The following is a 21,652-nucleotide window of genomic DNA, read 5'->3' as shown; positions in this document are numbered from 1 at the left end:
GGCCGGTGAACAAGGTCGAGATCGTTAGCGCACAGCTCGGTCTCACCAGCCAGTGGCAGCCGGACGGGAGCGTCCTGGTAGTCCCCGCCTACGCGTTCACGGATGCCGAAGGCGGCACCTGGTCGGTACTCGCCGTCGAGGAATCGATGCTCGACTTCCGGGCTTTTCGACCATGACGGCCGGTTGGTGAAGAACGCGTGGAACCTGTAAGTATCGAAAAATCGCGGGTGTCACGGCAGAGCCCATCGGTGCAGTGAGGGAGACTCTCGCGCCGACCCGGTGGACGGCGGCGACGACCGGGCGGTTATAGAACGCTCTGTCGGCGCGGAGGCGCACCAGCCCGGACGCGGTCGCTGACCGCAACCGCCGGACGGTGGCGAAGGTGCCGCCGACAATTTGCCGGCGCCGCGCGGGGATCGGCCCGCGCCCTTGCGGAGCAGGGCTGTCTGGGCGAGCCCCTGAGTCGGTCAGATATCGGCGCTGTCCACGCGTGATTCCGATTTGGCGCGGACGTGCACACCTTCGCCTTGCCGGCCGAACAGGCTGAGCACTTCGGCGCCTTTCCCGTCTGCGCTACCGAACCAGTGGGGAAGACGGGTGTCGAATTCGGCAGCCTCACCGGCGCTGAGAACCAGGTTGTGGTCTCCGAGGATGAGCCTCATCTTCCCGGCGAGTACATAGAGCCACTCATATCCTTCGTGGGTCCGAGGCTCCGGCTTGGTTTGGGTGGCGGGAATGAGAATTTTCCACGCCTGCACACCACCAGGCTGCGGAGTAAGCGGGATTACAGTGCGGCCATTGACTCGCCGCGGCCTCAGGCGCACGCGAGGATCGCCTACCTCGGGGGCACCGACCAGTTCGTCGAGCGGGACCCGGTATGCCTGGGCGAGTGGGAGCAGTAGTTCCAAACTCGGCCGGCGTTTGCCAGTCTCCAATCTGGACAATGTGCTCGTGGAGATCCCCGTCGTGCCCGACAATTCGGCGAGTGTGATGCCACGCTGGGAGCGCATTCGTTTGAGTCGGGGTCCGACTGCATCGAGCGCAGCGGCAATGATTGTGTTTTCTTCCATGCCCCCATTCCATCGCTCTATCCCGGAATTAGCAATAAACTTTGCGTAACGGGTAGCAACCGGTCACGCTCATCACATGAGTAATTACGACGTGCTAGTGATCGGCGGTGGTGCGGCCGGCCTGACAGCTGCGGTGGTTCTGCTTCGTGCCGGACGCACAGTGGCAGTGGTGGATGCCGGCGCACCGCGCAATGCGCCCGCAGCCGCGATGCACGGCTACTTGTCCAGAGACAGCATGCCACCGCGAGACTTGATCGCAGCTGGTCAGACGGAAGTCGCCGGCTACGGAGGCACCATCATCTACGGCACCGTCGTGGACGTTCAACCAGGCTTTCGCGCGCTCCTCGCAACTTCCACGGAGGTTGGTGCCCGCAAGATCCTTATTGCTACTGGTCTCCGCGACGAGATACCAAACATTCCGGGCGTCCGTGAACGGTGGGGGCAGGACCTGCTGCACTGCCCGTACTGCCACGGGTATGAGGTTCGCGACCAGCCGCTTGGCGTGCTCGGCGGCGACTCAGAAGCGGTTCAGCATGCGCTTCTCGTACGCCAGTGGTCATCAGATATCACGTTGTTCACGAACGGCACGTCCCCGACACCCGAGCAGCGAGAGGTGCTGGCAGCCCGCGGCGTCGTCATCATGGAAGAAGTAGTCGCTCGACTGGCCGTATTCGACGACAGACTGCATGGTGTTGAGCTGGTCGACGGTGCCCTCATCCCACGCTCCGCCGTGTTCGTACGTCCCCGGTTCGTTCCAAACTCAGACCTTTTGACGGCGCTCGGCTGCGACACGGATGACAACGGGTGGGTCACCCACGCAGCGACAGGTCGCACGTCGGTCGCCGGTGTATGGGTCGCCGGCAATGCTGCCGATCCACGGGCCCAGGTCATCACCGCCGCCGGGCAGGGATCCACCGCTGCGATCGCTATCAATGCGGAGCTGGTCGAAGAAGACATCGCCTTCGCGCTGGCCACTCACCGAGCCGCAAACCCCGATTCGTCAGGTCAGTGAACAGCTCGGCACCCGCCGGGCCGGTCCAAAGTCCTCTCACCCCTTCCCTCAGTTACGACTGGCACCCATACCCCCAGCTCACCCTGCCCACAGAACTTCAGCTGGGCCGATGGCATGGAAAGCACCACAACGGGCTCATTAGCCGTTCTCAATCTCACCCAATCACCTGATATAAGGAGCAACCAAATGTCTGCGACACCCACCGAACCCCGCACTATCCCCGTCGGGCCCCCGACAAAGCACCAGCTCGCGCTGATGATCTGGCTGGCAGTTTTTCCCACACTGACCGTCTTGAACCTCCTGCTCGGTTCCATCCTCAGTAATTTTCCGATGCTGCTACGCACCTTCATCCTCGCTACGATCGCGGTTCCCATCGTCATCTACGGCATCATGCCGCACCTCCACCGAGCCCGTCGGGCCCTGTTGGTCCGCCGCCACACCAACTAAGCCCTCCCTGCCCCTCGGATTCTCGGTAGGGAGAGTTAGGGAGAATTAGGCCGAGTGTTTCCTGGGTCGCCCACGCTATTTCGGGACCCGACAGAGTCGGCAGCCTCCGGAATGCAGATGATGGCATCATCCTCTCGAGAGAAAATATTCATGACGTTCGTGCCCGCCATTCGCACGGTGTTCCGAGTTCTGGTGGGGGGCGCCCTTTCGCGGCCTCGTTGATGCCGGTTTGGATGCATTCAGCAGCTCATTCGCCGACGGCACCACCACCTTGGATGCACTGTTATTCCTCGGTGTTTTGCTTCCCAGCCTCGCCGTAACTGTCCGTCGCCTTTGCAACGCCGAAAACAGCTGGCGTCATGTCTTATGGATACTGCCGCCCCTCGCGGGGAGCGTACTCATCGCGGTGCTCTGCGCACAGCCGCCGAAGCAACGCCTACCCCTGCTGTCGCCGGCTACCGTCGCTAACCGCTAAGTGAGCGCTGCCTTCAAGGTGGTCAATCGGGGCGCTTGTCGAGGCACCGGACCGCCGAGACGGCCCATTCACCCAACCGCGCCCTCAGAACGAGCATAAATAGTGCAACATAGGCTCTCCTGCTGCATCTGTGGGTGTTTCGGAGTGCCTGAACGGCCGCACGCCGCTTCCTGTTTAGGTTTCTGACTGTCTAGGAAAGAAACTCAAGGGCAGGAAAACGGCATGCGGTCTCTAACAATATGGCGGACTTTGCTTGGTGTCGACAAGACAGTGGTCGAGGCCGTTGATCTCGACATCGCGACGGTCGTTTTTGTCGCTTCGGTTCGGCTGACCAGGTCGATGCGGAACCGGTGTGGGAGCTGCCAGAAACGCACCCTCGCTACGACGAGGGGTCGGGCCGCCGCCGGTGGCGGGGCTTAGATTTCGGCTCGATCCGGGTCTTTTTGGAAGCGGATGCCCCGCGGGTGTCGTGCCGGGATCATGGTGTGATCGTGGCTGCGGCCCCGTGGGCCCGGCATCAGGCCGGCCACACCCGCCACTTCGATTCACATGTCGCGTGGCTGGCGACGAAAACCTCGAAGACCGCGGCAACCCAGTTGATGCGGATCGCATGGCGCACGGTCGGGGCGATCATCACTCGCGTTTGGGCCGAGACGGAAAAGCTCCATGATCCCTTCGCCGGGCTCACCCGGATCGGGATCGATGAGGTCTCCTTCAAACGCGGCCGGAAGTTCTTGACCGAGGTCGTTGACCACGACTCGGGCCGTCTGGTCTGGGCCGCTCCGGGCCAGGACAAAGCCACCCTGGCCACCTTCTTCGATGCCCTCGGCGAGGAACGATCCGCCCTGATCACGCATGTTTCCGCGGATGGGGCCGCCCGGATCGCGTCAGTCGTCGCGGCGCGCTGCCCGAACGCGGTCCGCTGCGCGGACCCATTCCACGTCGTTAAATGCGCCACGGAAGCCCTCGACGAAGTCCGCAAGGCCGCTTGGACCGAGGCCCGGAAACAGGCCCGCTTGAACGAGTCCCGCACGGTTGGCCGGCCCGCGCACTACGCCCCGCCCCGGCCCCACAGCGAGCACGCGAAGTTAATGATGAACTCCCGCTACGCGCTCTGGAAAAACCCGGAAAACCTCACCGAGAGACAACAGATCAAGCTGGCCTGGGTCGTTCACACCAACCCGGCCCTGGGCCGGGCCTACTACCTCAAAGAAGGCCTCCGCCTAATCTTCAAGCCGCCCCACGACGAAACCGCCGAGGCCCTGAACAAGTGGATCGGATGGGCCCGCCGCTGCCGGATTCCGTCGTTCGTGCAACTGCAACGCTCCATCGTCAAGCACCGCACCACGATCCTCGCCGCGATCGAGAACGGCCTCTCCAACGGCCGGATCGAATCCGTCAACACCAAGACCCGACTCATCACCCGAATCGCCTTCGGCTTCAGCTTCGGCTTCGGCTTCGGCTTCGGCTTCGGCTTCGGCTTCGGCTTCGGCTTCGGCTTCGGCTTCGGCTTCGGCTTCGGCTTCGGCTTTAAATCATCCGACGCCCTCATCGCACTAGCCATGCTCAGCCTCGGCGGCCACAAACCACTCCTCCCCGGCCGGGTTTAACCCACGGTTATGACAGGAGAGCCAGAATCTCCGTCGAATTGGTTGATGACCGGGCTCGGGGCTGCGCGCCGGAACCTCTGCAGGACAAGGTGACGGGTCTCGACGGGCTCGACCACCGGCGGGCGGCCTCCGGAGGACAGGGTCACCGGGTCGCCGCGTGTCGACGGGCTCGACCACCGGGGCTCGATTCAGGGGCGGCCGGTGAACTCGTCCATAGAGCCGTAGACGCCGAAGACGCGGCCGGCCACCACGTCCCAGAGGGGCAGAGGCAGCACTCCGCGGACCACCTTTGAGAGCTCGACCGTCCACGGCATGGTGAGCATGGGCTTGCCCGCGAGCATCGCCCGCCAAACCCGCTCGACCACATATTCCGGCGTCATCACGGGCGTCAGCAGCGGACCGCGGGCACCCTCGAACATCCCGGTCGAGATGTAGCTGGGGCAGACGGTCGTGACCTTGACGTGCCCGAACCGTTGTTGCTTGAGCTCCAGACGCAGCGAGTCACCCCACCCGATCAGGGCCGCCTTCGACGCCGCATAGACGCTCATCCGGGGGTTCGAGAGCATCCCGGCCGCCGACGCGATGTTCACGATGCGCGACGCACGACCGCGATTCGCCATCATCGCCGGCAGGAACTCTCGGGCGATGTACATCGGCGCGAGCGCGTTGATCTGCATGGTCGGCCGCGTGTCCGCGCCGTTGTCGTGCTCCCAGAAGAAGGCTCCGCGCACGACGCCGGCGTTGTTGATCACGATGTCCGGGTCGCCGACCTCCGTGCGCACCCGCTGGGCGGTCTGAGCGATCGCGCCGAGGTCGGCGATGTCCACGACATACGGGACAACGAGCGTGCCCTCGCCGGCCAGATCGCCGAGGATGCCGGCCACACGGGTCAGCGCCCCGGCGTCCCGGTCCCAGAGAATCACGGCCTGCGCGCCCTCGGCGACGGCCCGCTCGGCATAGAGACGGCCCATGCCGCTGGCGGCACCGGTAATGAGTACGAGGGCTCCGGAAACGGTTCGAGTCATGGCCCCATCATCCCAAGAAGAAGCGCCGCGTGTTACGTCGGGTTGCGGCCGGCCCAGCAGCATCCGTCTGCCCTCGGCTAACGTCAAGCAACTCTTCCCCGCCACCGACCGAAAGCCGCCCATGCCGCACCTCGCCGAACCACACGGGACGTCCGCCGATCCGGCGTCCGGGCGCGGCGGGGCGGCCAGAACCACGACCACGACCGGAAACTCGGCCTTCACAGTCGAGTTCGAGGCGATCGGCCGCACGTTCGCCCCCACCGCGACCCGCGGGCCCACCGCGTCGCCACCGGTGCTGCGCGACGTCTCGCTCACTGTGCGCCCCGGCGAGGTGCTGGCGATCCTGGGCACGAGCGGATGCGGCAAGTCCACTCTGCTTCGCATCGCAGGCGGCCTCGATTCCCCGACCACCGGCCAGGTGAGCATCGACGGCTCGCCGGTCGCCGGCATCGACCCGCGCTGCGCGGTCGGATTTCAGGAGCCGCGCCTGCTGCCCTGGCGCACCGTCACCGAGAACGTCGCATTGGGACTGCCCCGCGGCACCCCGAGGGCCGCCGGCCGCGCCCGCGTCGCCGAACTGATCGAGTTGGTCGGTCTGTCCACCTTCGCCGGCCACCGCCCCCAGGCCATCTCCGGCGGGATGGCGCAGCGCGCCTCCCTCGCCCGGGCTCTGGCTCGCAATCCGGGCGTGCTGCTGCTGGACGAACCGTTCGGCGCCCTCGACGCACTCACCCGCCTCAAAATGCAGGACCTCCTGCTCGACGTGCACGCCCAGGCGCCCACAACGGTCCTCCTGGTCACGCACGACGTCGACGAGGCGCTACAGCTGGCCGACCGGATCATCCTGCTCGGCCGGCCCGACAACGACACCCGCGACGGCGCGACCATCGTGCAGGAGCTCACCGTTCCCGGGGCCCGCCCCCGCGACCGCGGCTCGGCGGAACTCGCCGAACTGCGCGGACGACTTCTCGCCGGGCTCGGCATCGACCGTCACGGCGAGGCACGCGGGCTCGCCGCGACCTCCACCATCCCGGCCTTCCCCTACTGACTTCCCTGCCTCACCACTTTCCCCACACGTCACCATCGCACTGCTTCACGATCCCACTGCTTCACCACCGCTTTCCCACACCGGGGGCAGCATCCGCAGCCCGACCAACTGAGAGAACCCGATGACACAGCACCGCTCCACCGCACGAATCGCGCTCCTTGCCGTCGCAACGGCCGCCGCCCTGCTGCTCACCGGCTGCGTCGCGGGTGAGACTGCGCCGGCCGCCGAGCCGGCCGAAGCCGCCGAAGCGGGTGAGGCCACCGTCACCACCGGCGGCACCCTGAACATCGACTTCGCCACCTACAACCCGCTCAGCCTGGTGATCAAGGACCAGGGCTGGCTCGAGGATGCCCTCAGCGACCAGGACATCGCCGTGAACTGGGTGCAGTCAGCCGGCTCCAACAAGGCCAACGAGGCCCTGCGCGCCAATGCCATCGACGTGGGTTCCACCGCCGGCTCGGCCGCTCTGTTGTTCCGCTCGAACGGCTCGCCGATCCAGGTCATCGATATCTTCTCGCAGCCCGAGTGGGCGGCCCTCGTCGTTCCCGGCGACTCCGCGATCACCGACGTCGCGGACCTGAAGGGCAAGCAGATTGCCGCCACCAAGGGCACCGACCCCTACTTCTTCCTGCTCCAGGCACTGGAGGAGGCCGGACTCACCCTCGACGACGTGACCGTGCAGAACCTACAGCACGCCGACGGCTGGGCTGCCCTCCAGAACGGCTCGGTCGACGCCTGGGCCGGACTCGACCCGATCATGGCCGGTGCCGAGGCCGCCGGTGCGGAACTGCTCTACCGCAACGTCGCCTTCAACAGCTACGGCTTCCTCAACGCCACCGAAAGCTTCGTGACCGAAAAACCCGATGTGGCCCAGACCGTCGTCGACGTCTACGAGCACGCCCGCGCCTGGGCGCTGGAGAACCCCGACCAGACGGCCGAGATCCTGGCCGGCGTCTCGGGCCTCGACCTCGCCGTTGCCACCACGGTGATCACCGATCGCTCCAACCTCGACGTGGACAACGTGCCCGGCAAGGCCCAGCTCTCGGTGCTGAAGAAGATCGGCCCGACCTTCGTCGCCGCCGGTGACGTCGCGGCGCAGAGCCAGATCGACGACGCCCTCGACACGATCATCAACGACAGCTTCGCCACGAAGGCCGACCCGTCGGTCGTGAAGTAGCGGCCCTAGCCCGGTAACCACCGCACCACCGTCCGGGGCGGGCAACCGCCCCGGACACCCGCGCCGCCAGCACACCCGCGCCGCCAGCACACCAGCACCACCCACCGAGAGGACGCGACCATGACCGAGACCGTGCCCCGCACGCTGCCGCCCACGTCGGCCCGGACCGTGACCGATGCCACCGCAACGGCATCCGCACGCACCGCGCACTCCCCCCGCCGGTCGCTCACCTCGCGCGGCTCGGTCACCCTCATCGGCGGCGCGATCCTGCCGGTCCTGATCCTTGCGGCCTGGCAGCTCACCACCGCGCTCGGCGTGTTCACGATCGCCCAGCTTCCCTCCCCCGCCATGGTCTGGCAGGCCGGCCTCGACCTGTTCGCGAGTGGTCTGCTCGGCCAGTACGCGGCGATCTCCACCCAGCGCGTGCTCATCGGTTTCGCCGTCGGCGCCGCCCTCGGCATCGCCCTCGGAGCCCTGGTGGGGCTGTCCCGGACCGCCGACATCATGTTCGCCCCGACCCTCGGCGCCATTCGCGCGGTGCCGTCGCTCGCCTGGGTTCCCCTGCTCATCCTCTGGCTGAAGATCGGCGAGGAGTCCAAGCTCACCCTGATCGCCATTGGCGCCTTCTTCCCGGTCTACACGACCGTGTCGGCGGCGCTGCGGCATGTCGACCGCCAGCTCGTAGAGGCAGGACGGGCGTTCGGCCTGCGCGGGGTGCGCCTGTTCGCATCCGTGCAGCTGCCGGCCGTGATCCCCGCCGTGATCTCCGGGCTGCGGCTGGCCCTGGCCCAGGCCTGGCTCTTCCTCGTCGCCGCCGAGCTGATCGCCTCCTCGATGGGTCTGGGTTTCCTGTTAATCGACTCGCAGAACAACGGCCGCATCGACCGCATCCTGCTGGCGATCATTCTGCTCGCCATCCTCGGCAAGCTGACGGATGCCGCCGTTGGCCTCTTCGAGCGCTGGGCGAACCGTAAATGGGCGTGACGCCGGTGACGGCCGCATCGACGCCACCGACCGGGGCCCCGCGCTCGATCGATCCCGCGAGCGCCATCATCCGTGGTCTCCTGACCGAGACCCGACGCTACCCGGCCCCGGCCGCCTTCGCGGCGCAGGCGAACGTGGACGCCACCTGGTGGGACCGGGCCGCCGCAGATCCGATCGCGTTCTGGGCCGAGCAGGCGCACCGCCTCGACTGGGCCGAGCCGTGGCACACCGACCACACCTGGCAGCCGGCGGCAACGGATACCGACGGCGTGCTGTCCGTGCCCCGCGCCGAGTGGTTCGCGGGCGGAAAGCTCAACGTAGCCGTCAACTGCGTCGACCGGCACGTGGCCGCCGGCAAAGGCACCAAGGTCGCGTTCCACTTCGAGGGCGAGCCCGGCGACCGCCGCACCATCACCTACGCCGAACTCGGCCGCGAGGTGAACCGGGCCGCCAACGCGCTCACCGACCTCGGCATCGTGCCGGGCGACCGGGTCGTGCTCTACCTGCCGGTGATCCCCGAAACCATCATCATCACCCTCGCCATCGCGCGCCTGGGCGCCGTGCACTCGCTGGTCTTCGGCGGATTCTCGGCCGAGGCCCTGCGGTTCCGGGTGGAGGACACCGGCGCGAAGCTGCTCGTGACCACCGACGGCCAGTTCCGCCGGGGCCGGGCCGTTCGGGTCAAGGACGCGGCCGACGCGGCCGTCGCGGGCGTGGACTCGATCGAGCACGTGCTCGTGGTGCGCCGCACCGGCGACCTGACCCCCGACATCCCCTTCACGCCGGGCCGGGATGTCTGGTGGCACGAAGCAGTGGACCTCGCCTCCCCCGTGCACGAACCCGTGTTCTTCGACGCGGAGACCCCGCTGTTCATCATCTACACCTCGGGCACGACGGGCACCCCGAAGGGGCTCGTGCACACCAGCGGCGGGTACCTGACCCACGCGTCCTGGAGCCATTGGGCCGTCTTCGACGCCAAGGACGACGACGTGCACTGGTGCACCGCCGACCTGGCCTGGGTCACCGCGCACAGCTACGTGCACTACGGGCCGCTCTCCAACGGCACCACCTCGGTGATCTACGAGGGCACACCGAACACCCCGCATCCGGGCCGGCACTTCGAGATCATCGAGCGCTACGGTGTGACCACCTATTACACGGCGCCGACGCTCATTCGCACGTTCATGACCTGGTTCCCGGAGGGGCTGCCGAGCGAGTTCGACCTGTCCAGCATCCGCCTGCTCGGGTCAGTCGGCGAGGCCATCAACCCGGAGGCGTGGGTGTGGTTCCGCGAGAACGTCGGCGCCGGCAGTGCCCCGATCGTCGACACCTGGTGGCAGTCGGAGACGGGCGCCGCCGTGATGGCGCCGCTGCCGGGCGTCAGCACGCTCAAGCCCGGTTCGGCCCTGCGCGCCCTGCCCGGCCTGACGACGCACGTCGTCGACGACCACGGCCGGCCGGTGCCGTTCGGCTCCGGTGGCTACCTGGTGATCGAGGGAACCTGGCCCGGCATGGCTCGCACGGTCTGGGGCAACCCCGAGCGGTACCGCGATTCCTACTGGGCGCGGTTCGCCGAGCAGGGTTTCTTCTTCTCCGGCGACGGCGCGAAATACGACGACGACGGTGACATCTGGCTGCTCGGCCGGGTCGATGACGTGATCAACGTGTCCGGGCACCGCCTGTCGACGATCGAGATCGAGTCGGCGCTGGTGGCGCATCCGCTGGTCGGCGAGGCCGGCGTGGTCGGCGTGACGGATGCGACGACCGGGGAGGCCATCGCTGCTTTCGTGATCCCGGCGACGGCACCGCTCCGCTCCGGCAGCTCGGGAACGCGCGGCGGCCCCGGCAACCCGAACGACCCGGACGACTTGGCGGTCTGGCTGGGCGCACGAGGCACCCTCGAACCGCTGCTGCGGGCCCATGTCACGCAGGCCATCGGGGTCATCGCGAGGCCGCGGGAGGTGTTCGTCGTGCCTGACCTGCCCAAGACCCGCTCGGGCAAGATCATGCGCCGCCTGCTCGGTGACATCACGGCCGGCCGGCCGCTCGGGGACGTGACCTCACTGCAGGACGACACGGTTCCGAGCCGCATCGCCGCGATCGTGGCGGCGACGCGACAGCGCTGAGCCCTGTCCGGAGCAGGTTTCGCGCCGATTTGCCCCGGTTCCGGCGTTATTCCAGCCCCTACCCAGCGATGGGTGGAATCGTAGAAAACAACGCCCCGTCCCACCCGAGCCAAGGAGCACACCATGGGATTCTTCGACCGCCTTTTCGGCACCGAGCCCCAGCGGCCCCAGCAGCAGCGCCGCGCGGCCGCACCGGAGCGCACCGACGACGAGATCGCCGTCGAGCGCTACCAGTACCTGCTGCGCACGGCCCCGCCCGAGACGATCGAGCAGGTGCACGCGGAGGCCTTCAGCAAGCTGACCGATGAGCAGCGCGACCTGCTGTTCCGGCAGCTGAGCGAGAACGCCGAGGCCGGCGAGCGCCCAGCGAACGCCGAACCGGCGACGTTGGCCCAGGCGGCCACCCGGGCGGAACTGCGCCAGCCCGGCACCCTCACGCGCGCCTTCGGTAACCAGGGCGGTCAGGGGCAGGGTCAGGGCGGGCAGGGCGGACCGAGCTTCGGCAGCATGATGGGCAGCTCCCTGCTCGGCACCGTGGCCGGCTACGTCATCGCGTCGACGCTGATGAGCGCCTTCCTGCCCATGGATGGCGGCTCTGCGGATGCCTCGGGCACTGATTCCGGCGGCGACGCGGGTTCCGGCGGCGACGCGGGTTCCGGCGGCGGCGGCGACTTCGGCGGCGGCGACTTCGGCGGCGGCGACTTCGGCTTCTAGGCCGTCCCACTGCCGCGCGTGCGCCCAATCTGCCCCCTTGGCGCCGCCGCAGAGACACATTGCGCGCACGCGCGGCTGGGTTGCGGCGGCGGCGGGACTGTAACCTGAGGAATGCCGGCGGACGACGCCGTGACTCCCCGGCTGCGGCATCCGTCGCCGGGCAGGCGAGATCGAACAGGGCTGGTTACCGTGCGTGAAGCGGGGGTGTTGATCGTGCTGCGGCACGGCGAGAGCACCGCGAACGCCGCCGGGCTGTTCACGGGCGTGCTGGATGCGCCGCTGTCGAACCAGGGAATCCGCGAGGCCTCTGGGGCCACCGCCCTGCTGAACGCGGCACTGCCCCTCGACGTGCCGCGGGTCGATGCGCTGCCCCACCTCGCAGCATCCGTCACCCTGTTCACCTCGACCCTGGCGCGCGCCCGGCAGACGGCCGCGATCGTCGCCGCCGGGCTGGCCTGCCCCCTGGCCGGCTGCGACGCCGACTGGCGGTTGAATGAACGCAACTACGGCGCGCTGACCGGTCGATCCAAGGACGATGTGCGCGCGGAATTCGGTGAGGAGCAGTTCGTGGCCTGGCGCCGCTCGGTCGCCGAGGCCCCGCCCGCCATGGGCGACCGGCTCTACGACGAGTTCGCCGGCACCGCCCTGTTCCGCGCGCTGCCGCCGGCCGCGCTCACCCGCACCGAAGCGCTGAGCGACGTGATCACCCGAGTGGATGCCTTCCTCACCGAGCGCGTGGCGCCGCTCCTCGCCCGCGGCGAGACCGTGCTCGTGGTCGCGCACGGCAACTCCCTGCGGGCCCTCTGCGCGGTAATCGACGGTCTCGACGACCGGCAGATCCGCGACCTGAACCTACCCACCGGGCAGCCGCTGGTCTACCGTTTCGACGCCCGGGGGCACCCCGCGCCGGCCGGCGGCCGCTACCTCGACTCCGTCACCGCGCTGGCGGCCGCCATCACGCTCGCGAACGAGGGCGGCACCTAGCGATCACGGGCGTTCGCCCCTGGGCCTGACACGCTCCGGCGTGCGCGCCGCTCAAGCGCCCGTCGCCCAGCCTGTCTGCGCCCCGCGCGCGACCCCGGCCGACTGGCCGAGGGCAAGGATTCGGCACACCGTGGCGGCGGTCCGTTCCAGGTTCGCCGGGCCATCCGTCAGCGCGCGCTGGAGGTCGCTGACCTCCTGCACGATCGGCACCAGCGCGGCGAAGCCCTGGTCGTAGAGCACCTCGGCCCCCGGTCCAACCCGGCCCGCGAACGCGACCACGGGCACACCGTGACGCGCGGCAGCCTCTGCCACACCGAGCGGGGTCTTACCGTGGAGGGTCTGCCCGTCGATGCTACCCTCGCCCGTGAAGACAAAGTCGGCCCCGCTCAGGCGCTGCTCGAGGAGGGCAGCCTCCATCACCACCTCCACGCCGCGGCGCATGCGGGAGTCGAAGCAGGCCAGGAAGGCCGCGCCGAGCCCGCCGGCCGCACCGGCGCCGGGAAGATCTGCCACGGAACGTCCGGAGTCCGCGGCGAGCACCCGCGCGAAGACCGTGAGCGCCTCCTCGAGGTCCAGCACGGCCTGCGGATCGGCGCCCTTCTGCGGGCCGAAGACGGTGGAGGCCCCGTCGGGGCCGAGCAACGGATTGGCGACGTCGCTCGCAATCTCGAACGACGCGGACCGCGCCCGCGGGTCGAACCCCTCCAGATCGATCCGGCTCAGTCGCGAGAGCTCAGCGCCACCGTTCCCGAGGTCGCGTTCGTCGGAATCGAGCAGCCGCGCGCCGAGGGCATGGAGCATCCCGGCCCCGCCGTCATTGGTCACCGAGCCGCCCAGCCCAACCACGAACCGGCTCGCGCCTCGGTCCAGCGCATCGGTGATGAGCTGCCCGACGCCGAACGTGCTCGCGCTGCGCACGTCGCGGTCGGCCGAGGCCACGAGGTGGATGCCGGCCGCCGCAGCGACCTCGATGATCGCCAGTTGCTCGGCGGCCACGTAGCCGTAGGCGGCCTGCACCGGGCGACCGCAGGCATCCTGCACCTCGGTCACCACGAATTCGCCGGCGCAGGCGGAGACCAGCGCCTCCACGGTGCCCTCGCCGCCGTCCGCCATCGGCACCCGCACGCACTGGGCGGTGGGGAACACGGAACGGATTCCTCGCTCAAGGGCCTCGGCCGCCTCGGCGGCCGACATGGATTCCTTGAACGAGTCGGGAGCCAGAACGAACTTCATGCTGTTGATCTTCCCGGTCCCGGGCACCCGCTGCAACTGCGCGGCTCCGGAGGCCGCATCCGTTGCACCCGCGTAGGCTCGAAACCATGCGATTCGGACTCTTCATACCTCAGGGCTGGCGTCACGACCTGGTCGATATCGATCCCGCCGAGCAGTGGGCGACCATGAGCGGCCTCGCCGCGCACGCCGACGCCGGTGAGTGGGAGTCGATCTGGGTGTACGACCATTTCCACACCGTGCCGGTGCCGAGTGCCGAGGCCACCCACGAGGCCTGGACGCTGATGAGCGCGTTCGCCGCCACCACGAAGCGGGTGCGCCTCGGCCAGATGTGCACCTGCATCAGCTACCGCAACCCGGCCTACCTCGCGAAAGTCGCCTCGACCATCGACATCATCTCCGGCGGACGCGTCGAAATGGGCATCGGCGCCGGGTGGTACGAGCACGAATGGCGCGCCTACGGCTACGGCTTCCCCCGTGCAGGCGAGCGCCTCGCCCGCCTCGACGAGGGTGTGCAGATCATGCGCCAGGCCTGGACCACCGGCACGGCCACCCTCAACGGGCAGCACTACCAGGTGGACGGCGCCATCGTGCGGCCCCTCCCGTTGCAGGACGGCGGCATCCCGGTCTGGATCGCCGGCGGCGGCGAGAAGGTCACCCTCAAGATCGCGGCGAAGTACGCGAACTACACGAACTTCGACGGCTCCCCCGAGGGCTTCACACACAAGAGCGAGCTGCTCGAGGCGCACTGCCAGGCGGAAGGCACCGAGTTCGGCGCCATCACCCGCTCGGCGAACTACAACACCGTGATCGGGGCGACGGATGCCGAGGTCGCCGACAGGCTCGACGCCATCCAGTCCCGGGTCACGCCCTTCCTCGGGGAAGACGGCGCGACGGCGTTCATGGCCGAGTACCGCAGCGGCGAGGCGCAGGGCGTCGGCACGCCGGAACAGGTCGTCGATCGCCTGAACGGTATGAAGGCACGCGGCCTCGGCTACGCGATCCACTACTTCCCGGAGGCCGCCTACGACCGCTCGGGCCTGGAACTGTTCGAACGCGAGGTCATGCCCGCGCTGCGCTGATCGGGCGCAGTCCCCGCCGAGTTCGACACTTCCGGTCGAGTTCGATCCGCACACCACTCGAACTCGACCGAAACATTCGGCGCACTCGGCGCATTCGAGCGCACGCGGCGCATTCGAACGCACGCGGCGCATTCGAGCGCAAGGATGGAACCATGAGCAACACCAGCACCGACGCCGGAGCCGCGACCCCGGCCGGCCCCGCCCGCATCACCTGGGAGGAGGCCGGGCAGACCCGCTCGGCCCTCTGGCACTCGGAGAGCGGCTGGGCGCCGCCGCAACGCGTCATCATCGCCGACGACACCCTGACCGCGGATTCCGCCTACCGCTTGGCCCAGAACGGCACCGGCATGCTCTGGCGCGGCGACTTCCAGAACGCCCGCCAGCTGCTCAGCGCCCTCGCCCGCCGCGCCGACCGCGGCCGGCACGCGCCCACGACCGACCTGGCCGCGGCATTCCGGCACCACCGGTCCGAGGCGTTGCGCCGTGCCCGGCTGCTGGCCCTGGTGCTCGTGCCGCTCGACGCCGACTACACCGTTCCGCTCCGTCGCGCGCCCGACGTGCGGCGCGCCTGCACCGAGACTTACGGCCCGACGACGGATGCCTCGGTCACCGCCCTGCGCGAGCTCGTCGGCGTCATCGGGGCGCACGAGTGGCGCACGACCGGCGTCGACGTGCCCGCGCTCGGCGCCCGCATCCACCCGCACTACGGGGTCTTCTCGCCCGTGCGCGGCGAGTACCTCGACCTCGTCAACACCGCCCCGCTGCCGGCGGCCTGGGCCGGGGGCGCGGGTGAGACCGGCGCAGGCGAGTCCGGCTCGAGCGCCCGGGCCGCCTCGGCGTTCGACATCGGCACGGGCACCGGGGTGCTCGCGGCGGTGCTGGCGCGGCGTGGCATCCGTCACGTGGTCGGCACCGACCAGGAGCCGCGGGCGCTTGCCTGCGCGCGCGAGAACATCACGCGGCTCGGGCTCGCCGGTTCGGTCGAGATCGCCCGGGCCGACCTGTTCCCCGCCGGCCGCGCCGACCTGGTGGTCTGCAACCCGCCATGGATCCCCGCGTCCGCCGTCACCGCCACCGACTTCGCCGTCTACGACCCCGACAGCCGGATGCTGCGGGGCTTCCTGTCGGGGCTGGCCGACCACCTCGAACCGGCCGGGGAGGGCTGGCTCGTGCTCTCCGACATCGCCGAACACCTCGGGTTGCGCTCCCGCGGCGAACTCCTCGACCTGATCGAGGATTCCGGCCTCGAGGTGGTCGCCCGTCTGGACACCAAGCCCGTGCACGGTCGCGCCGCCGACGCATCCGACCCCCTGCACGCCGCCCGGTCGAAGGAAGTGACGTCACTCTGGCGGCTTCGAGCCGTCCCGGCGCCGGCCCAGGCGCCGGACGTCGCCGCCGACGTGGCCGACGCTGCTCGCTGAACCGTCACGTTTGAGGGGTCGGCGGCGGAGTACACCCCTCAGACATGTCGTTTCGGGCGCTACTCGAGGTTCTGCTTACCGCTCTTGGTCGCGGCGAGCCTCCAGCGGGACCAGGGCCAGATGCCGTCCATCTCCACCTCGAGCGAAAAACTGAGCAGCACCCGGATCACCACGATCGCGCCGAGCACCAGCACGCTCTCCGGGGTTGGATCCACCAGAATGGTACGGATGATGTCGGCGATGATCAGCACTTCGAGTCCGAGCAGGATGGCCCGGCCCAGATTGCGCCGCAACTCCTCGTAGGCTCGCTGCCGGGTGTCCGCCCGCAGCACGGCAGGCACCGCGGCAAGGAACGCGGTCGCACCGCCGAGCACCATGATGGCCGCGCCGGCCGCCTCCACGACCCGCACGACCGCCGAGATCACCTCGTCAAAGTTCATCGGCGGCGCTCCTCGCTGCATGGTCGCTGCATGGTCGCTGCGACGATAGCGCGGGCGACCCCGCCGGTCGAGCCGTCCGCGCGGTCGACCCCTGACTTGAGAGTCGCCGTTTGCGCCCACAATCGCCGGCGGGACGGCGTCACTCGGCACTATCGGCGATTCTCGACGTCCGAGCCGCGGGCCGCGGGCGGCGGGCCGCGGGCGGCGGGCCGCGGCGCTCACCCGACCGTGCCCGTTCCGGTCGAGAGTGACCCGCGGAACGGACACTTTCGACCGGAACGGGGGTTTTCGGCGAGCGAAGGGCGGGAACACGGCGATTCGTTGCGAGTTATGGCAAGAAAACGCTCGCGGCCTCCCGCTACTCTGGACCGTGGCGCCGGATGGCACCGAAACGCACGCTGCACGGCTCCAGCCCGCACCACCGCACCACCCCGCCGCGACCGCGGCACTCACGAAGAACGGAGGTTCCCATGTCGAATTACATTGCGCAAGATGCACTGGTCGGTGAGCCCGAGGTTCTAGAGGATGCCGCCAGCACCGTCGCCGCCGACCCGGCAACCCACCCGGCCTGGCTCCGCCTCAAGTCCGCGGCCACCGCGCTGCAGGCCAGCCAAGCGCAGGACGGCTCGATTCCCGTCGCCGACGCCCACACGGATGCCGCGGCGCACGTCGACGTGATCGTCGCAGCCATCGACGAGCTCGCCCCGCTGTTCCCGCACGACGCCGCCTACCTCACGGCCGTGAACGTGGACTTCACCCGCTGGTGCAGCGAGGGCTTCGGCGTGCCGGACTTCTTCGACTCCCTGATGGTGTTCCAGCCGCAGCAGCAGCGGGCCGACGGCATCCGTCACCTGGTCGTGTTCCCGATGTACACCCAGAACGGCAGCACGAACCGTTTCGTCGAGGCCGTGCTGATCGAGGTCATCTGGCCGGAGTTCATCGACGAGCTCGAGCAGGAGTACACGAACGGTCTGTTCGTGCCGATCCGGTTCCTCGACTTCACGCCCGGCTACGACACCAACTCGGCCGTGCTGTTCCCCGAGACCGTCGCCATGCGCCAGATTCCCACCTTCACCTGGGGTGCGATTTTCGCCGACCGCGAGGCTGCCCGGTTCCGTCGAGTCGTGCGCGCGGCCGCCGAGATCACGCGTCTCGAACTGCCCGCCGACGCGGCGGCGCTGCTCGACGACCAGCACCTGGCCGAGGAAACCTTCGTCATGTGGGACCTCATCCACGACCGCACGCACATGCGCGGCGACCTGCCGTTCGACCCGTTCATGATCAAGCAGCGGATGCCGTTCTTCCTCTATTCGCTCGAGGAGCTGCGCTGCGACCTGACCGCATTCCGCGAATCGGTCACGATCGAACGCGACGAGAATGCGAGTCCGGAGGCGCGCAGGCACGCGAAACTCGTGCAGTATGCCGTGATCTTCGACCGGATCTTCCGGTTCGCGATCAGCGGCAGCCGGGTGCGCAACTACGACGGGCTGGGCGGGCAGCTGCTGTTCGCGTGGATGCACCAGCACCACGTGCTGCACTGGACAGACACCCGGCTCACCTTCGACTGGGCGGCCGTGCCCGACGTCGTCATCGCGCTCGGCGCGCAGATCGACGACCTCTACTGGGAGTCGATCGACCGGCCGAAGAAGTCCCACTGGCTGGCCGCCTACGACATGATCGCGAAGACGCTCACGCCGAACCCGGCGTCGCAGTGGGCTCGCGGCCTGCCGTTGGACGTGCTCGCCGGCGCGCCGAAGGGCTACACCGACCTCGTGCTCGACGACGAGTTCCCGCTGTCGATGTTCTTCGAGGCGCTCGACAAGAAGATGAAGCCCGTGATCGAGTCGACCGCCGGGCTCACCGGGCGTGACTGACGACGTGGCTGATTCCGCTGCCGGCCGGGCCGTTGCCGGTCGCACCGTGCTCATTGCCGGTGCGACCAGCGCGGCCGGCCGCGCCGTGGCCATCGCGCTGACGGATGCCGGCGCGCGCGTGATCGCGGTCGGCTCCAACGCCGAGCGCCTGCAGGGCCTCCAGGCCGAGGTCACCGGCGCCGAAACGTATGTCTGCGACCTCGGCGACCTCGCGGAGGTCACGGCGCTGGCCGACGCCGTGCACGCCGAGCACGGCCGCATCGACGGCCTGATCCACCTGGTCGGCGGCTGGCGCGGCGGCGGCGGACTGGCCGGCCAGTCCGACGAGGACTGGGACTTCCTGCACGCGCATGTCGTCACCACGCTCCGCAACACCACTCGCGCGTTCAACGACGACCTGCTGGCCTCGCCGGCCGGGCGCCTGGCGATCGTATCCAGTGTCTCGGTCGACAAACCCGCCCCGGGCGGCGCGAACTACGCCGCCGCGAAGGCCGCCGCCGAGATCTGGACCCGCGCGGTCGGTCAAGGCTTCGCCAAGGCAGGCTCGGATGCCGCGGCGGTCGTCTTCGTCGTGCGTGCCCTCGCCGGGCTGGAAACCGAGCTGGCGACTGAGGTCGTTTCCCTCTGGGACCCGCCCGCGGCATCCGTCAACAATTCCCGGATGCTCCTGGCCCCGCCGACCGAGTGAACCGCTGACAGTTGGAGGGAAGAGCGGAAGCCGGCCGGCCGCAACTCGCGGCACGCTAGCGTGGGACCAGGCTTCGAAGGGGTAGGCATGCTCGAAATCAGGTCCATCAACAAGCGCTACGGCACCCGGAAAGTACTGACCGACGTGAGCTTCGGCGTCGACGGCGGACGCCTGACCGGTTTCGTCGGCGCGAACGGCGCCGGCAAGACCACCACCATGCGGATCATCCTCGGTGTGCTGTCGGCCGACTCCGGCACGGTGCTGCAAGACGGCGTTCCGCTGTCCAGCGACGACCGTCGCCGCTTCGGCTACATGCCGGAGGAGCGCGGCCTCTACCCGAAGATGCGGGTCGGCGAGCACCTCGTCTACCTGGCCCGCCTGCACGGGCTGAGCCCGGCATCCGCCCGCCGCAACACCGCCGAGCTGCTCGACCGGCTCGGACTCGGCGAGCGCACCGGCGACCTGGTGCAGTCCCTCTCGCTCGGCAACCAGCAGCGCGCCCAGATCGCGGCCGCGCTTGTGCACGACCCGGAGTTCCTCGTGCTCGACGAGCCGTTCTCCGGCCTCGACCCGCTCGCGGTCGAGGTGGTCATGAGCGTGCTCTCCGGCTTCGCCGCCCAGGGCGCGCCGGTGCTGTTCTCCTCGCACCAGCTCGACATCGTCGAGCGTCTCTGCGACGACGTCGTGATCATCGCCGACGGCGAGATCCGGGCGAACGGCCCCCGCGAGCAGCTGCGCGAACAACACAGCAGCCCCCGGTTCGAACTCCGCACGGCCGCCACCGCGGAGTGGGTCCGCGCCGTGCCCGGCATCTCCGTGCTCGACCTCTCCGACGGGGTCGCCGTGTTCGAGGCCGAAACGGATGCCGCCAGCCAGGCCGTCCTGCGCCAGGCTCTCGACCTGGGCCCGGTCACGTCGTTCAGCCAGCAGCGCCCCAGCCTCGCCACCATCTTCAAGGAGGTCGTTCAGTGAGCACGCCCCGGAACGACCTCGCCGGCACGCCGCACACCGACCGTGCGCAGGTGCGCCCGCGGTACCCGGCCCCGAGCTTCGCCCGGAGCGTGTGGCTCGTCGCCACCCGCGAGATCGTGGCGCGGCTGCGCAGCAAGGCGTTCCTGGTCTCCACGGGCATCCTGCTGCTCATCTCGATCGGTTCCGTCGTCGCCGGCAGCATCGCGAGCCAGAACCAGACCCTGCCCAAGGTGGCCGTCGTCGGTGCCGCCGCCCAGATCGTGGAGCAAACCGAGTCGTTCACGACGGTGAAGGCCGACGACGTCGCCACTGCCGAGGACCTGGTGCGGGACGGCACCGTTTCCGCTGCGGTCGTTCCGTCCACCCGAGCCGATGCCTTGCTCGGCGTGCGCGTCATCGCCCTCAGCTCCCCGCCGGTCGGCGTGCTCGCGGCCCTGAGCGTTACGCCCGCAGTGAGCGTGCTGGAGCCGACCTCGCGGCAGAGCGACGGCCTGGTCTACCTCGTCTCGCTAGGTTTCGGGCTGGTCTTCTTCATGTCGGCGATCACGTTCGGCTCGACCATCGCGCAGAGCGTCGTCGAGGAGAAGCAGACCCGGGTCGTCGAGATTTTGATGACCACCATTCCGGTGCGCGCTCTGCTCGGCGGCAAGGTGGTGGGCAACAGCATCATGGCCTTCGGGCAGATCGTGGCGATCAGCTCGCTGGTGGCGATCGGCATGGCCACAACCGGCCAAATCAGCCTGCTGGGCACCGTCGGGCCGTCGATCCTCTGGTTCGCCGTGTTCTTCGCGTTCGGCTTCATCATGCTCGCGGCGCTGTTCGCCGCGACCGCCTCGATGGTCTCCCGCCAGGAAGACGTGGGCTCGGCCACCTCGCCGGTGCTGTTCCTCGTGATGATTCCCTATTTCCTGGTGATCTTCTTCAACGACAACCCCACCGTGCTCGCGATCATGTCCTACATCCCGTTCTCGGCCCCGGTCGGCATGCCGATGCGCATCTTCCTCGGCACCGCCGCCTGGTGGGAGCCGCTGCTCTCGCTGGCGATCCTGCTCGCATCGACGGCCGTGGTCATCCTGCTGGGCTCCCGGATCTACTCGAACTCCCTGCTCCGGATGGGAGCCCGCGTCACGTTGCGCCAGGCCCTGCGCGGCTGACCCGACCCCGAACCAATTCGACGGAGATTGTGCCCTGACGGCCGCGTTTCGGCCCGAAAACACCGTTTCAAGGCACAATCTCCGTCGAATTCGCACACCGAGCGCACAGAACCGAGGCA

18 protein-coding genes and 3 pseudogenes are annotated in these 21,652 nt (G+C 68.8%); 16 read left to right on the top strand and 5 right to left on the bottom strand.

Features of this window, described 5'->3' with window-relative positions:
- Positions 1–219: 219 nt before the first annotated feature.
- Positions 220–437: pseudogene (locus tag E3T28_RS17305) on the bottom strand (IS1380 family transposase); the annotation flags it as partial.
- Between the two features lie 30 nt (positions 438–467).
- Positions 468–1,070 carry a helix-turn-helix domain-containing protein gene (locus tag E3T28_RS06190; protein ID WP_134428942.1) on the bottom strand — a complete coding sequence of 201 codons (603 nt, stop codon included), beginning with the start codon at positions 1,068–1,070 and terminating at the stop codon, positions 468–470.
- A 97-nt stretch (positions 1,071–1,167) separates the two neighbouring features.
- Between E3T28_RS06190 and E3T28_RS06185 the strand changes: the two genes are divergently transcribed.
- The 4 genes and pseudogenes from E3T28_RS06185 to E3T28_RS06170 all read left to right on the top strand — a co-directional run bounded on the left by E3T28_RS06185 (position 1,168) and on the right by E3T28_RS06170 (position 4,614).
- Complete coding sequence (locus tag E3T28_RS06185) at positions 1,168–2,082, top strand: NAD(P)/FAD-dependent oxidoreductase (RefSeq protein ID WP_241979196.1); 915 nt, start codon at positions 1,168–1,170, stop codon at positions 2,080–2,082.
- Positions 2,083–2,268: 186 nt separating this feature from the next.
- Positions 2,269–2,529, top strand: a complete 261-nt coding sequence (locus E3T28_RS06180; RefSeq protein ID WP_134428938.1) for a putative antibiotic biosynthesis monooxygenase — start codon at positions 2,269–2,271, stop codon at positions 2,527–2,529.
- A gap of 193 nt (positions 2,530–2,722) precedes the next feature.
- Positions 2,723–3,004 (top strand): annotated as a pseudogene (locus tag E3T28_RS17725) (DUF805 domain-containing protein); the annotation flags it as partial.
- 222 nt (positions 3,005–3,226) lie between these two features.
- Positions 3,227–4,614, top strand: a pseudogene (locus E3T28_RS06170) (ISL3 family transposase).
- A gap of 188 nt (positions 4,615–4,802) precedes the next feature.
- On the opposite strand, the gene E3T28_RS06165 reads toward E3T28_RS06170, so the two are convergent.
- The gene (locus tag E3T28_RS06165; RefSeq protein WP_134428936.1) at positions 4,803–5,639 is read right to left on the bottom strand and encodes an SDR family NAD(P)-dependent oxidoreductase; all 837 of its coding nucleotides are present in this window, start codon (positions 5,637–5,639) and stop codon (positions 4,803–4,805) included.
- A gap of 121 nt (positions 5,640–5,760) precedes the next feature.
- On the opposite strand from E3T28_RS06165, the gene E3T28_RS06160 reads away from it, so the two are divergent.
- From E3T28_RS06160 to E3T28_RS06135, 6 genes are all read left to right on the top strand, one after another.
- Positions 5,761–6,687, top strand: a complete 927-nt coding sequence (locus E3T28_RS06160) for an ABC transporter ATP-binding protein (RefSeq protein WP_134428950.1) — start codon at positions 5,761–5,763, stop codon at positions 6,685–6,687.
- A gap of 121 nt (positions 6,688–6,808) precedes the next feature.
- Positions 6,809–7,864 carry an aliphatic sulfonate ABC transporter substrate-binding protein gene (locus E3T28_RS06155; RefSeq protein ID WP_134428935.1) on the top strand — a complete coding sequence of 352 codons (1,056 nt, stop codon included), beginning with the start codon at positions 6,809–6,811 and terminating at the stop codon, positions 7,862–7,864.
- A gap of 120 nt (positions 7,865–7,984) precedes the next feature.
- Positions 7,985–8,848 carry an ABC transporter permease gene (locus E3T28_RS06150; RefSeq protein WP_134428933.1) on the top strand — a complete coding sequence of 288 codons (864 nt, stop codon included), beginning with the start codon at positions 7,985–7,987 and terminating at the stop codon, positions 8,846–8,848.
- Positions 8,839–10,974: an acetate--CoA ligase gene (gene acs / locus E3T28_RS06145; RefSeq protein WP_134428931.1), complete on the top strand. Its 2,136-nt coding sequence runs from the start codon at positions 8,839–8,841 to the stop codon at positions 10,972–10,974. The genes E3T28_RS06150 and acs overlap by 10 nt, the downstream gene beginning before the upstream one ends.
- A 123-nt stretch (positions 10,975–11,097) precedes the next feature.
- Entirely contained in the window at positions 11,098–11,688 is a 591-nt protein-coding gene (locus E3T28_RS06140) for a hypothetical protein (protein ID WP_134428930.1), read from the top strand.
- A gap of 111 nt (positions 11,689–11,799) precedes the next feature.
- Entirely contained in the window at positions 11,800–12,672 is an 873-nt protein-coding gene (locus E3T28_RS06135) for a 2,3-bisphosphoglycerate-dependent phosphoglycerate mutase (protein ID WP_134428928.1), read from the top strand.
- Between the two features lie 51 nt (positions 12,673–12,723).
- Here E3T28_RS06135 and E3T28_RS06130 read toward each other — a convergent pair whose 3' ends face one another.
- Positions 12,724–13,905 carry a glycerate kinase gene (locus E3T28_RS06130; RefSeq protein WP_134428926.1) on the bottom strand — a complete coding sequence of 394 codons (1,182 nt, stop codon included), beginning with the start codon at positions 13,903–13,905 and terminating at the stop codon, positions 12,724–12,726.
- 86 nt (positions 13,906–13,991) lie between these two features.
- On the opposite strand from E3T28_RS06130, the gene E3T28_RS06125 reads away from it, so the two are divergent.
- Positions 13,992–14,984: an LLM class F420-dependent oxidoreductase gene (locus tag E3T28_RS06125; RefSeq protein WP_134428924.1), complete on the top strand. Its 993-nt coding sequence runs from the start codon at positions 13,992–13,994 to the stop codon at positions 14,982–14,984.
- A gap of 152 nt (positions 14,985–15,136) precedes the next feature.
- Positions 15,137–16,405, top strand: a complete 1,269-nt coding sequence (locus E3T28_RS06120; RefSeq protein ID WP_134428922.1) for a methyltransferase — start codon at positions 15,137–15,139, stop codon at positions 16,403–16,405.
- A gap of 59 nt (positions 16,406–16,464) precedes the next feature.
- Here E3T28_RS06120 and E3T28_RS06115 read toward each other — a convergent pair whose 3' ends face one another.
- On the bottom strand, positions 16,465–16,845 hold the full coding sequence (locus E3T28_RS06115) for a DUF1622 domain-containing protein (RefSeq protein ID WP_134428920.1): 381 nt from the start codon (positions 16,843–16,845) through the stop codon (positions 16,465–16,467).
- A 470-nt stretch (positions 16,846–17,315) separates the two neighbouring features.
- On the opposite strand from E3T28_RS06115, the gene E3T28_RS06110 reads away from it, so the two are divergent.
- From E3T28_RS06110 to E3T28_RS06095, 4 genes are all read left to right on the top strand, one after another.
- Positions 17,316–18,719, top strand: a complete 1,404-nt coding sequence (locus E3T28_RS06110) for a DUF6421 family protein (protein ID WP_134428917.1) — start codon at positions 17,316–17,318, stop codon at positions 18,717–18,719.
- A gap of 4 nt (positions 18,720–18,723) precedes the next feature.
- Positions 18,724–19,407 (top strand): SDR family NAD(P)-dependent oxidoreductase, encoded by a 684-nt coding sequence (locus E3T28_RS06105; RefSeq protein WP_241979194.1) that lies wholly within the window; start codon positions 18,724–18,726, stop codon positions 19,405–19,407.
- An 87-nt stretch (positions 19,408–19,494) separates the two neighbouring features.
- Entirely contained in the window at positions 19,495–20,379 is an 885-nt protein-coding gene (locus E3T28_RS06100) for an ABC transporter ATP-binding protein (RefSeq protein WP_134428915.1), read from the top strand.
- A 50-nt stretch (positions 20,380–20,429) separates the two neighbouring features.
- Positions 20,430–21,533, top strand: a complete 1,104-nt coding sequence (locus tag E3T28_RS06095) for an ABC transporter permease (protein WP_134428946.1) — start codon at positions 20,430–20,432, stop codon at positions 21,531–21,533.
- Positions 21,534–21,652: the final 119 nt, after the last annotated feature.

Origin of the sequence: Cryobacterium sinapicolor, assembly GCF_004403465.1 — a bacterium.
In the GTDB taxonomy this organism is placed as follows: Bacteria; Actinomycetota; Actinomycetes; order Actinomycetales; family Microbacteriaceae; genus Cryobacterium; species Cryobacterium sinapicolor.
Note: the sequence above shows the minus strand (reverse complement) of the source record. Positions and strands in the feature narration are given on the sequence as shown.